Source organism: Olivibacter domesticus (assembly GCF_900109575.1).
Classification (GTDB): domain Bacteria; phylum Bacteroidota; class Bacteroidia; order Sphingobacteriales; family Sphingobacteriaceae; genus Olivibacter; species Olivibacter domesticus.
On record NZ_FOAF01000003.1, the window covers coordinates 139852 to 152277 of the forward strand.

Annotated in this window: 11 protein-coding genes; 6 read left to right on the forward strand and 5 right to left on the reverse strand. The window is 36.0% G+C overall.

Annotation, left to right across the window (positions count from 1 at the left end; translation table 11 throughout):
• Nucleotides 1–46 precede the first annotated feature (46 nt).
• Nucleotides 47–934, reverse strand: a complete 888-nt coding sequence (locus tag BMY50_RS15040; RefSeq protein WP_093326221.1) for a menaquinone biosynthesis family protein — start codon at nucleotides 932–934, stop codon at nucleotides 47–49.
• 210 nt (nucleotides 935–1144) lie between these two features.
• Nucleotides 1145–1771 (reverse strand): futalosine hydrolase, encoded by a 627-nt coding sequence (mqnB, locus tag BMY50_RS15045; protein WP_093326224.1) that lies wholly within the window; start codon nucleotides 1769–1771, stop codon nucleotides 1145–1147.
• 162 nt (nucleotides 1772–1933) lie between these two features.
• On the opposite strand from mqnB, the gene BMY50_RS15050 reads away from it, so the two are divergent.
• The 4 genes from BMY50_RS15050 to BMY50_RS15065 all read left to right on the forward strand — a co-directional run bounded on the left by BMY50_RS15050 (nucleotide 1934) and on the right by BMY50_RS15065 (nucleotide 7798).
• Nucleotides 1934–2347, forward strand: a complete 414-nt coding sequence (locus BMY50_RS15050) for a 6-pyruvoyl trahydropterin synthase family protein (RefSeq protein ID WP_093326225.1) — start codon at nucleotides 1934–1936, stop codon at nucleotides 2345–2347.
• Nucleotides 2348–2358: 11 nt separating this feature from the next.
• Nucleotides 2359–3003 carry a GTP cyclohydrolase I FolE gene (gene folE, locus BMY50_RS15055; protein WP_093326226.1) on the forward strand — a complete coding sequence of 215 codons (645 nt, stop codon included), beginning with the start codon at nucleotides 2359–2361 and terminating at the stop codon, nucleotides 3001–3003.
• A 23-nt stretch (nucleotides 3004–3026) separates the two neighbouring features.
• Nucleotides 3027–3911, forward strand: coding sequence for an ACP S-malonyltransferase (gene fabD, locus BMY50_RS15060; RefSeq protein WP_093326227.1), 885 nt, complete (start codon nucleotides 3027–3029; stop codon nucleotides 3909–3911).
• 167 nt (nucleotides 3912–4078) lie between these two features.
• Nucleotides 4079–7798, forward strand: a complete 3720-nt coding sequence (locus BMY50_RS15065; protein ID WP_139202267.1) for a sensor histidine kinase — start codon at nucleotides 4079–4081, stop codon at nucleotides 7796–7798.
• Nucleotides 7799–7807: 9 nt separating this feature from the next.
• On the opposite strand, the gene BMY50_RS15070 is transcribed toward BMY50_RS15065, so the two are convergent.
• Nucleotides 7808–8785 (reverse strand): hypothetical protein, encoded by a 978-nt coding sequence (locus BMY50_RS15070; protein ID WP_139202268.1) that lies wholly within the window; start codon nucleotides 8783–8785, stop codon nucleotides 7808–7810.
• Between the two features lie 358 nt (nucleotides 8786–9143).
• Here BMY50_RS15070 and BMY50_RS15075 point away from each other — a divergent pair, with 358 nt between their 5' ends.
• Complete coding sequence (locus tag BMY50_RS15075) at nucleotides 9144–10586, forward strand: glycoside hydrolase family 10 protein (protein ID WP_238383783.1); 1443 nt, start codon at nucleotides 9144–9146, stop codon at nucleotides 10584–10586.
• A gap of 16 nt (nucleotides 10587–10602) precedes the next feature.
• On the opposite strand, the gene BMY50_RS15080 is transcribed toward BMY50_RS15075, so the two are convergent.
• A complete protein-coding gene (locus tag BMY50_RS15080) occupies nucleotides 10603–10965 on the reverse strand; it encodes a TM2 domain-containing protein (protein ID WP_093326231.1) in 363 nt (120 codons plus the stop codon).
• Nucleotides 10966–11119: 154 nt separating this feature from the next.
• Here BMY50_RS15080 and BMY50_RS15085 point away from each other — a divergent pair, with 154 nt between their 5' ends.
• A complete protein-coding gene (locus tag BMY50_RS15085; RefSeq protein WP_093326232.1) occupies nucleotides 11120–11905 on the forward strand; it encodes a DUF4197 domain-containing protein in 786 nt (261 codons plus the stop codon).
• Nucleotides 11906–11910: 5 nt separating this feature from the next.
• Here BMY50_RS15085 and BMY50_RS15090 read toward each other — a convergent pair whose 3' ends face one another.
• A complete protein-coding gene (locus BMY50_RS15090) occupies nucleotides 11911–12405 on the reverse strand; it encodes a thioredoxin family protein (protein ID WP_093326233.1) in 495 nt (164 codons plus the stop codon).
• Nucleotides 12406–12426 lie beyond the last annotated feature (21 nt).

A 12426-nucleotide genomic window follows, 5' to 3' on the forward strand; every position in this document is an offset into this window, starting at 1 on the left:
TCTTTAAATATTTTCTCCTTTACAACAACAAAGAGCGGTCTTGTGTTTAATGATTCTTTAATTCGTCAATATTAGTTCGATCTAAAAATAACGATTTTTTTGTGGATGGAATAAGATTTAGCGATAAAGCTTTCTCAAACAGAACCTGAACAGCCTGTTTTCCTTCCTCTCCTAAATCTATTGAATACTTATTTACATATAAACCGATGTGTTTATACATCACCTCCTCACTCATTTCTTGCGCATGTTTACGAATAAAATCAATTCCTGATTTGGGGTGTTTAAAAGCATACTCAACACTTTTTTTTAAAACGCGATTTACTTTAGCTTTTACTTCATCACTTAAGTTCCGCCTGATCACAATTCCTCCTAAGGGAATAGGACATCCTGTTTCTTTTTCCCAGAAATCACCTAAATCCATTACTTTGATAAGTCCTTTATCCTGATAGGTAAATCTATTTTCATGAATAATCAGACCCAGGTCAACCTCATTGTTTAGCAAAGCAGGTTCAATTTCCGAAAAAACTTTAAGCACCTTGTTTTGTAGCTTTGGAAAAGCAAGACCTAATAAAAAATTCGCTGTGGTATATTCTCCCGGTATCGCAACACGTAGACCTAAATTTATATCTTCTTCTCTACTCTTGAGGGTAGCCTCCAATATTTCCTTATTTTTACATATAAGTAAGGGGCCTACACCGAAGCCTAGCGCGCTTCCGGCATCAAGTAAAACATAGTTTTCAATAGTATAAGCATAGGCATGAAAACTTAATTTACTAATATCAAGCTCCTCATTAAACGTTTTCTGGTTTAATGTCTCCACATCTTCATAAGACACGTCAAAAGATAATCCCTCCGTATCAATTTTCTGGTGAATCATCGCATCAAAAATAAAAGTATCGTTCGGACAGGGAGAAAAACCTAATGTCAATTTCATCAATATAACGTTTTATTTGTATAGAAGTCCCCTTTTTCAGAGGCTTGTAACGGGAAGCCCATTTAGTAAAAACTAAATAGCAGCATATGGCTATAGCTCCAGTCAAACAAATGTATAGGAATCGTTCTAAGTTTTTTTAGTTAAAATGTCATTTTTAGCTCAAAAAAGATCTAACGCAAAAAACATCTAGCATTGGAAATCATTGTGCTATTAATTCAGCCATTGATCCATATTCTCGATAAGCCAGTCGTTCAAGTTTTTAACCGCAAGCCCAATTTTCCAATTTTCCTTATTCCTCTTTTCAACGTAATTAGAAATACTTCTTACTTGGGCACAAGGTAGTTCAAATTGCTCACATGCGTAGTAAAAGGCAGCTCCCTCCATGCTTTCAATATGAGCAGATAGCCTACCCTTGATAGCGCTTATAGATCGTTCATTACCATGTACTTTGTTCACGGTTATACCGGTAACTTTTTTCAGTTGATTTTTCAAGTCGTTCTTTTCCCCAGAGATGGCGCGAAAGACTGATTTTCCAAATCCTAGATCCTCGATGGTCAAAAAAGAGTCATCGTCTTCCGCACCAAGTTCAGCCAAACAATCCTCCTCTACATAAACAACCTCACCCAGCGTCATTTCTTTGGAGATTGCACCGGCAATCCCCACATTAAGTGCAAAGTCATACCTAGATTGTGCCAACTTCCTTCCCATAGAAAAAGCCGTCGAAACCATCCCTACTCCCGTAATCAGAATATCAAGGGCTTTGCCCTCACGATCATACATGGAAAGGAATGGACTGATTTCTTCCGCAGTAGCGGCAACTAATAAGCATCGATTCATAGTAATAAAAGGACAATATAAACATTTCTATCAAAATAAAGGATTACGATGGCGAGGAAGCTGCGTAGCTGCTTTATGTTTGACATTATTTTAACGTGTAATGACCTTAAAGCCTAAAATGTTAAAATTATTAAGCTTATCTTTGCGGGCTAATTCATTGTTATGATTTATATTACACGTAGAGAACGTTTTAGCGCGGCACATAAATTATACCGCGATGATTGGAGCTTGGAAGAAAATGAGGCAGCTTTCGGGAAATGCAGTAACCCTAACTGGCATGGCCATAACTATGAGCTTTTTGTAACTGTTAAAGGAGAAATAGATCCAATAACTGGCTTTGTAATTGATTTAAGAGCACTCAAGACTATCATTCTAAACCACGTAATCGATAAAATAGACCATCGAAATGTTAACTTAGATGTAGATTTCATGCTAGGTAAAATGGCATCAACTGAGGTACTTGCCGTTGAGATATTTAATCAGCTAAAAGATCCCATTCAAGCCGAAGGTGCGATTCTTCATGCTATAAAATTACAAGAAACTGAAAACAATTCTGTTGAATATTTTGGCAACTAAATCAACATCAAATGAACGTTACAAATAATGATGCGCTATATGACGATGATGAACAATTAGACGGATATATCAAAATTGATCGATATAATACCGACAAAGTAGAAAGTATTGCTCATCATTATCATGATATTTTAGATAAATTAGGAGAAAACCCTAATAGACAAGGTCTCTTGAAAACCCCTGAGAGAGTAGCGAAAGCTTTACAATATTTAACCCACGGTTATGATCTAGACCCCGCTGCCATTCTAAAAAGTGCTATGTTCGAAGAGGATTACAGCCAAATGGTTGTAGTAAAAGATATTGAAGTATACTCCATGTGCGAACACCATATGCTGCCTTTTTTTGGCAAGGCGCATATTGCCTATATCCCTAACGGACACATTGTAGGGCTTAGCAAAATTCCGCGTGTTGTAGATGCTTTTGCACGTCGTTTACAAGTACAGGAACGGTTAACGAACGAAATTAGAGATTGTATACAAGAAACATTAAACCCTGCTGGAGTAGCCGTTGTAATGGAATGTAAACATTTATGTATGGCCATGCGTGGAATCCAAAAACAAAATTCCGTAACAACAACCTCCGCTTTTACGGGAGAGTTTGCACATGAACGCACAAGAGCAGAGTTCTTACGATTAATTACAGCAAGTTTAGACTAATCTTAACACCTAATTATATTTTAATGAATAAAGCGTACATTTTTCCTGGCCAAGGTGCTCAGTTTGTTGGTATGGGTAAAGACCTCTATGATTACAGGGAGGACACCCGTAAGCTTTTCGAAGAGGCAAATGATATTTTAGGCTTTCGGATAACTGATATCATGTTCGAAGGTACAGAAGAAGATCTCAAACAAACGAAGGTTACACAACCTGCTATTTTCTTGCATTCAGTTATATTATCTAAGGCGCTTGGAGACATTTTTGATCCGCAAATGGTTGCTGGCCATTCATTAGGAGAGTTTTCCGCTTTGGTGGCAAGTAAAGCACTGAGTTTTGAAGATGGTTTAATCCTCGTATCTAAGCGTGCAAATGCGATGCAAAAAGCTTGTGAAATTCAACCTTCTACAATGGCGGCTATCTTAGGGCTTGATGACTTTACAGTTGAGGATATTTGTCAGCGGGTAAGTGAAGTTGTCGTACCCGCCAATTATAACTGTCCGGGCCAATTAGTTATTTCAGGAACAATCGAGGGCGTGGAAAAAGCATGTACGCTCCTTTTAGAGGCGGGCGCCAAAAGAGCGTTAAAGCTAAATGTCGGCGGCGCGTTTCATTCACCTTTAATGGAAGCTGCTCGTGCAGAACTACAAGAAGCGATAGAGAAAGTCAATATTGATGAACCAATATGCCCAATCTATCAAAATATTGATGCCCTACCTTATAAAGATCCAAGAGAAATCAAAAAAAATCTAATTGCGCAACTAACCGGCCCTGTTCGGTGGACGCAAACCATTGAGCATATGATAGAAGATGGGGCTTCCTCTTTTACGGAAGTGGGTCCGGGGAATGTTCTTCAAGGTTTGGTAAAAAAAGTAAATAGGCAAATGGAAACTTCTTCTGCAAAAATATAAGTGCTTTGATAAATGATAAGAAGTTAACACCTTTATTACATCCTACAAATAATATTTTGCTCGATAATTGCCTTTTTTATTGGTAATAGTATCCTTTTTGTATATATACCTCATACGCTAGACAAAACGTATGAGGTTTTTTTATATTTTTACCTTTAACATAGAATGTGCACATTACTTTGAATACTTCTCTTAAAATACGGGTTTTACTTTTGGTGCTAACGCTTTGTTTCGTTGGAACAGCCATTACAATAAATATTACCTTTCAAAAAGAAGAGACTCTTAGGATTGAGGCTAAAAAGATAGAGCAAAATTTACACAAAAAAGAGCGTTTTGTTCAAGCTTTTCTAGGAGATACAAGTCAGTTTAATGCACTTAAAACTATTCAGAATAACGAAAAACTGACACAACATGTAGTAGAATATTTAGGCAATAAGAAGCAAATTTTTGTCTATACTTATTCAAACAGCGAATTGGTTTTTTGGGGAGCGGATAAAATTGTTCCGCAATCGGATGCCGGTTTATCAGATGGAAGCTCTTTAATTCCTGCCGATAATGGTTGGTATGAAGCAATCAAAAAAACCAAAGGTGGATTTTCTGTTGTTTGTCTAATCCCTATTAAATCTAGGTACTCCCTAAAAAATGATTTTTTGCCAGAAGATTTCTCTTCCGACCTTATCCGAACACAAAATCTTTCTATAGCGAACTATGATGACAATCCCGTTTATAATATAAGAAATGCAGAAGGCAAGTATTTAATCTCTGTTAAGCTGAAGCAACAGACATATAATACCCTGTCTTCTAATCTGGAATTGGCTATGTGGCTTGCTGCTATGCTTTTCGCAACGATTCTAATGAATAGCATTTGTGTTTGGATAGCCAGCAAAGGTTATGTTAAGCTTTCCGTGCTGGCATTTTTTCTTTTTTTTATTGTATCAAGGTATATTGATCTTCAAACAGGTTGGCTAGCTACTCATTTTTTTAATGAGATATTTGACCCCAAATATTATGCATCAAGTTTCATTTTTCCTTCTCTTGGCGCATTTCTTCTTAACATCGGCGCAGCGGCCTGGTTCATGTGTTACGTATATAATTACAGATATTTATTAATAAAGTCCCAAGAAACATTCAGCTTGGCCAGCAGTGTTGCATTTTATCTTTTATCGTCCATATTCATTTATGTTATCAGCACGCAATCTGTAAATGTATTTAACGATTTGATTGGCAACTCTAATATTCAATTTGATGTTACCAACATTTTAAAATTAGATGTTTTTAGTTGGTTGGGAATATTGTCACTCTGTCTTGTAATACTAAATATATATCTTTTGCTAGAAATTCTGTTTGCTATTTCCTTAAATTTTAAAATAGACAAACGTGCTTGGTTTATCTTGTTCTTTATTACTATTTCTATTTACGTTACGGCCCAATTAATATTTAATCACCTATCCATTCCCTTTTTCTTATTTAGCATCATTATCCTCTTAAGAGCGTATACCTTTTATAATAACCATCAGTTTAATTTAGTTGTTTTTATAGCCACATTACTGTTATTTGCCTGTATTGCTTCGTTAAAGCAAACTGAATTTATAAATGATAAAGCGCTTGAAGCTCAAAAATTATCATTGCAGAAACTAGAATCGGCAGACGACCCCGATGCCGTATTCATTTTTTATAGTATTGAAAATAATGTAGCAAAAGATCATTATCTGCTAAATTATTTCCACGCTCCGCAGCGTTATAATATCCATGTATTGAACGACTATATTAAACAAAAATATTTTAGTGGCTATCTTTCGAGGTATGAATACAACATTTATGAACTAACGGAAAAGTATGCTGCGGATACGAAAGGCTACCAGAAACTATCTTATTACAAACAAAAAATAGAATCAGGCTCCATTAAGGTTTCAGAATATTTTTATCGAATAAACAATAATTTTGGCAGTTTATTGTATTTCGGTTTAATACCAATTATAGTAAAAGGAAAGGAAGTTGGTACGACATTAATAGAGCTTAATAGTAAGGCCTTTGAGCGGTATGTTTCCTTTCCCGAGATATTAAGTAATGGCCGACTAAACCGACAGGAAAACCTAGAACAATATTCCTTTGCTTTGTATAGAGACGGAAAATTAGTTAACCAGTTTGGAGATCATCTCTTTGCAACAACCGATCGTTTATACCCAAAAACACAACAGCAATACGTAAAAATAAACAATAATAGGGGAGAAATTGAACTTATGTATAGACCCAATAATCATATACTAATGGTTCTAAACAAGGACAGTCAAGGCACTTGGGTTCAGTTTGCTTCTTTATCCTTTTTATTTCTTGTATTGCTAATCTTTGCAATTCTTGCCTATGCTAGCCAGTGGCTAATCATCACGTTAAAAAATTACGATTTTAGTCTAAGAAATGTTAGAAGATCTTTTTGGATTACGCAAAACAAAATATTATATAGCACACGAATTCAGGCTTTTGTTGTTCTTGCAGTTGTTATCACCTTAATTATTGCGGGTGTAATAACATTTTTCAGCATAAGCAACCAATATGCTTACCAACAAGAAATTAATACAGTAAAAAGGATAAATCAACTCGCCTCTGGATTAGAATCTACCGTATTTAAGTACGCCGCAAGTAAGCCGCCAGCTGAAATAGAAAAAGAGCTTCATAATACCGCAAACTCCAACGCGGCTGACATTACATTATATAATACTGATGGTATACTATTTTATAGTACACAAAATAAAATTTACGAACTCGGCTTAACTTCAAGATATATGAATGCGAAGGCATGGTTACATATGTCAAGATTTGAACGGTCTGAGTATTTTCACAAGGAAAATATTGGCGACTTAGCTTATACGGTAGCCTATTCTCCTATTAAAAACGATCAGAATGAAACGATAGCTTACCTTAGCCTTCCTTATTTTTCCAACGATAAGGATTATGCCGAACGTATAGGAATGTTGTTAAATACGCTTATAAATATCTATGCCCTGGTTATTGTTGCTCTTGGTCTTTTCGCAGTTTTTATTGCTAATAGAATAACTTCTCCACTAACACTTGTACAACGAAGTCTTGCTAAAACTTCTATTGGAAAATCTAATGAACCAATATTTTGGAAAAGAAATGATGAAATCGGTTCACTGATTAAAGAATATAACAATATGATTGCTGCCTTAGAAATAAGCGCGAATAGAATTGCCCAATCAGAACGTGAATCCGCATGGAGGGAAATGGCCAAGCAGGTAGCCCACGAAATTAAAAATCCATTAACTCCTTTAAAGCTCGGTATCCAACTTTTAGAACGGTCATGGAAAGAGGATGATCCAAAGTTTAATCAAAAATTTGAAAGATTCAGTAAATCATTTATTGAACAAATTGATAGCTTATCTACCATCGCTTCCGAATTTTCCAACTTTGCTAAAATGCCTGACACACAGCTTGAGGATGTTAATATCATTGATGTGATAGAAAAGGTTATCCCTATCTATAACAATAGCGCTGCGGTCGATATACACTTCTATTCGGAACCGATTGAAGTTCTCGTTCGTGGAGATAAAGATCAGCTCCGCCGCTCCTTTAGTAATTTATTAAAAAACGCCATAGAGGCAAAATTTGGAAGAGGAAAATGTATCATAACCATTTCAATAAATGTAAAGAGCCAACATCTTTTTATCGCGATAAAGGATAATGGTAATGGTATAGATGACACTGTCAGAGATAGAATATTTCAGCCAAATTTTACAACCAAAAGCTCAGGAACCGGCTTAGGTTTGGCTTTTGTTAAACAAACAATCGAAAGCATGGGGGGTTCAATCACTTATTCAACCAATATTGGTTACGGAACCACTTTCTTCATTGATGTACCAATAAAAAAATAATATAACTTCTTAAGACAATCTGATGGTGGCCTTACCCATTGTTCCTTTACTCGTATAAAGAACTATTGTATATGTTCCTGACTTAAACTCTTCAAAGCCTTTCCATTCAAAAGAATATAACTTTCCATCATTAGAAAACTCAATACCGGTTTTTTCGGTATATTGCATTTCAATACCATCAACTTCAAAAATATTATTATCTGCTATTAATAAATTGCCACTTGGTTCTATTACCCTAATGTAAACTTCATAAATCGCTTTTTTTGCCAAAGGGTTATCGGCAATATTAAAATCAATCTTCAGCTTATCAGTTCTTTTAGCACGCGTTTCGCTACTTTCTTTCCCGCTTCTGTGCACACGCAAAGCGTTTACATTAATGGATGAAATTTTTAAAGCAGATGCAACATCCACTTTTTGCTCCAAATCATGGTTGATACTTTCCAACTCATCCGCTTTGGCTATAGCGCTATTTGCAGATACCTTTAAACTATCTCTTTCAGAAACAAGTAATGCATTTTCACTTTTCAGTTTTTCTATGTCCTTTTTATACTTAGAGACAGCTTCTCTCAACTGAATAATCTGTTGTTGAGCCCTTTCAATTTCAGCCCTGTCCAGTTCATTTTGCGTTAATTTAGTTCGGAGTTCATCGATTTTTATACGGGCACTTTCTTGTGCTAGTTTCAGATCCTCAGTAAGCTTAACATTTTCTTTTGTTACCCGATCTAATTCCACCTCAATTCTGTCAAGCTCAGATTCCATCTGGCTTTTTTCGCTCAGAATAGTAACATTCTGGCTGTCAGAATTTCTATATTTCACATAAAAATATACATTTGTGGCTAGCAAAGTAATTATTGCTACAATAAAAAAATAAATTTTTGTTGTATCCTTACTTTTATCTGGAGTTTCTCCATCGTTCATTTTATTCTGCTCATTGACAGTAATTTCCCCATTAAAAGAACGCTTATATTTAACATCATTCTCTTCCATTTTTTCCACTTTTAGCACGTTAGGTTCTCTACCGTTAAGCAAAAATTGTTCCAACATATTTTATTACCATTCATACGAATTATCTCTCAGTTTTTTGATTTACCCTCCTTATTCTTGTATCTGGAATAGGACAATCTATTAACTTCCGTCATTTGTGCTTTTTTTTTCTCATACTCAATGATATACTTATCTTTACTGCCTTTTAATAACATCTACTTACGAAGAACTTATATATTTATATTTCCCATTAATGAAGCGCAAAGATTTATCCCATATATTCTTATTAATTGCATTTTTTTTAGTTAACTCTTCTCTAGTTTACTCGCAGGTGAATAACTTTTTCGTACCTAAACGAGAGATGAGAGGCATTTGGGTAGCCACCGTAGCCAACATTGATTGGCCCAGCAAACCAGGGTTATCTTCCTCAGAGCAAAAGCAGGAGCTATTACGCTTATTAGATGCCCACCAAAGGGCGGGTATAAATGCTATATTTTTGCAGGTTCGACCATCAGCAGATGCTATTTATTCAAATGGAAAAGAATTATGGTCGCGCTTCCTAACAGGAAAACAAGGCTACAGTCCTTCCCCATTATATGATCCGCTTGAATTTGCCATAAAAGAAGCTCATAACAGAGGAATGGAATTGCATGCATGGTTTAACCCTTATAGAGCAACTTTTGATCTTAATGAATTCAACGTAAGCCCTGGGCATATTACAAAACAGCATCCTGAGTGGTTTTTCACTTATGCGGGGAAGAAGCTTTTCAATCCTGGAATACCTGCTGTACAACAATATATTATTGATGTTATCATCAATGTGGTCAAAAATTATGATATTGATGGTGTCCATTTTGATGATTATTTCTATCCTTACCCGGCAGGCGGCCAATCTATACCGGATGCACAAACTTTTGCACGTTATAATAAAGGCTTTTCTAGCATTGACGACTGGAGAAGAGACAATGTTAATCAATTAGTCCGAAACTTAAGCGATAGTATTCACCGAGAAAAAAAATTCGTTAAGTTTGGTGTTAGCCCTTTTGGAATTTGGCAAAACAAAAAACAACACCCAGAAGGCTCGGAAACTTCGGGATTAAGTGGTTATTCACAGCTATTTGCAGACGCCAGAACCTGGGTGCAAAATGGTTGGGTTGACTACATTAACCCTCAAATATATTTTCCCTTTAATAATAGAGCCGCTGCCTTTGAAACGCTTATAAATTGGTGGAGCCTGCATGCTTATGGTAAGCATATTTATATTGGTCAGGCTGCTTATAGGGCTGCAGACAATACAAGCGGATGGAGAAATAGAAATCAACTTCCCGACCAAATTAGGTTTCTTCGTACAAAAAGCCAGATTCAAGGAAGCGTTTATTTCAGTTCCAGATCGTTAGTCAATAATCTCGGTGGCTTTAGAGATTCCTTACAGTATAATTTTTATCGATACAAGGCCCTACCTCCTTCAATGCTTTGGCTGGATAGCGTCCCTCCATTAGCGCCTACAAACCTCACTTATCATAACCTCAACACGGGAGGAATCTCTCTTCGCTGGATAGCCTCGGAAACAGCATCTGATGGAGAAAAAGCGTACGGTTATGTGATTTATCGATTTAATGAGGGAGAGCAGATTAATTTAAACAATGCTCGGAATATCCTAGAAATTATCTATGACGTAAACCGCAACTTTTACACCGACCAGTCGGTCCGTTCTGGATCAAGATATATATATGTCGTAACAGCAGTCGATCGCTTAAAGAATGAAAGTAGTCCTTCTAATATGCAAACCGTACTTGCCAACTAACGAACAATACAACCTTTTAGGTTTTATACATGTTCATTAATTGAATACTTTCAACAGCCATCTGTTGATTATGATCATTTGCTAATTTTTTGTGGTTCACAAGATCTACTATAGTTCCTATATAACAGAATCCCAATGTCAATAAGAAAATAATACCCATTCCGGTCTGCTTTACCATGAAGCGCTGAATACCGGCAACTCCTAAAAATCCAATCAATGTCATTATCATTATCTCCTGCGTACTCTTTCTCTTACCTTTGTATAAAAAAAGAAATTGATCAAGATCTTCTTCCTTCAACCCCTTTATTACATGCATTATATGCATCATTTCGTCCGGCGTTACGTCGGGTATCGCTATTAAAATCTTCCGCTCGTTCATTTTTTTAGTTTTTTATAATTGTATTATTCTTCGAGTGCTGATCGGGTATTTTTGTTACAACCATAAAAAATTTGTTTGGTTTATTTATTAAATATTTATTGCTTTGTTAAAACATTCCGTCTATTATTTTTATAAAGAAACAACCCTCAGAATAATGAAAATTTTCGCAACCATTCTTGTCTATATCTTTTTCTTTTCTTATCAGGTATCATACGCCCAAATCAATCTGCGTAAACTGTTAAAGGGAGATACCACATCCACAAAAACATCATCATCTACGAAAACGCCATCAAATAGCTCACTAAGTGTTAATAACAGTGAGATATCCTCTGGTTTAAAACAAGCTTTGGAAAAGAGTTTGCAGTCAAGCATAAAATCTTTATCACAAAAAGACGGTTTCTTAGGAAATCAAGCTATAAAAGTTCTTCTACCTCCTCAAGCGCAAAAAGCTGAAAAAGCATTAAAAGCAATTGGTTTGGGATCGCTCACTGATCAGCTTATCACCAGCTTGAATAGAGCAGCCGAATCGGCCGTAAGTGAAGCAGGACCTGTTTTCGTTAGCGCCTTAAAACAACTAACCATAGCCGATGCTTCAAAGATCTTGTTGGGGGGTGAAAAAGATGCGGCAACAACTTACTTTAAAGGGCATACAAGCCAGGAACTATCAAATAAATTTAAACCGATCGTTTCAGAAAACCTACAGAAATTTGACGTTTCTAAGCATTGGAATGCTGTAGCAACAAGCTATAATCAGATTCCGCTCGTTAGAGAAAAGATGGAGGCAGATCTCAATACCTATGTAACACAAAAAGCTATAGATGGTCTATTTTACCAAATAGCTCAGGAAGAATTAAAAATAAGAGATAATTTAGGGGGCAGCCGAACAACGCCCTTGTTACAGAAAGTTTTTGGCTACGCAGACAAAGAAGAAAAAAATTAGCATAGCTACTTGTAGGAGGTAGGGTCAAGTGCTTGAGGCGACCAGTTTTTCAGAAATTCCAAAACCTTTTGAGAACCGTGTCCCTTCCCTTCTTCTAAGTAAGCACTATTTTGTGTATGTATTCGATTTCCTTTACCGTCCAAAATCACAAAAACGGGAAAACCAAATCGCTGTGGATACCCTAAAGAAGCTAATACCTGTTCATTTCTATTTTCTTTGCTATAATTGACATGCACTATCTCATAATTCTTTTGCATATAGTTTCGCAAGGTATCATTGCTATTTACTAGCTCGTTAAACCTTAAGCACCATACGCACCAATTACCACCAATCTGCAAAAACACATGCTTGCTCTCAGCTTTAGCTTTCTGCACGGCAGTGGCAATAGCTAACCTAGCATCAGCATCAGGGTTATAAAGTTTCTTTTTTTCTTGCTGTGCTGATACGCCAACACTCATAACAAAACAATATAAAAAGAATATCCCTATGATTTTTTTCATCACATCCTATAATTTTACGTA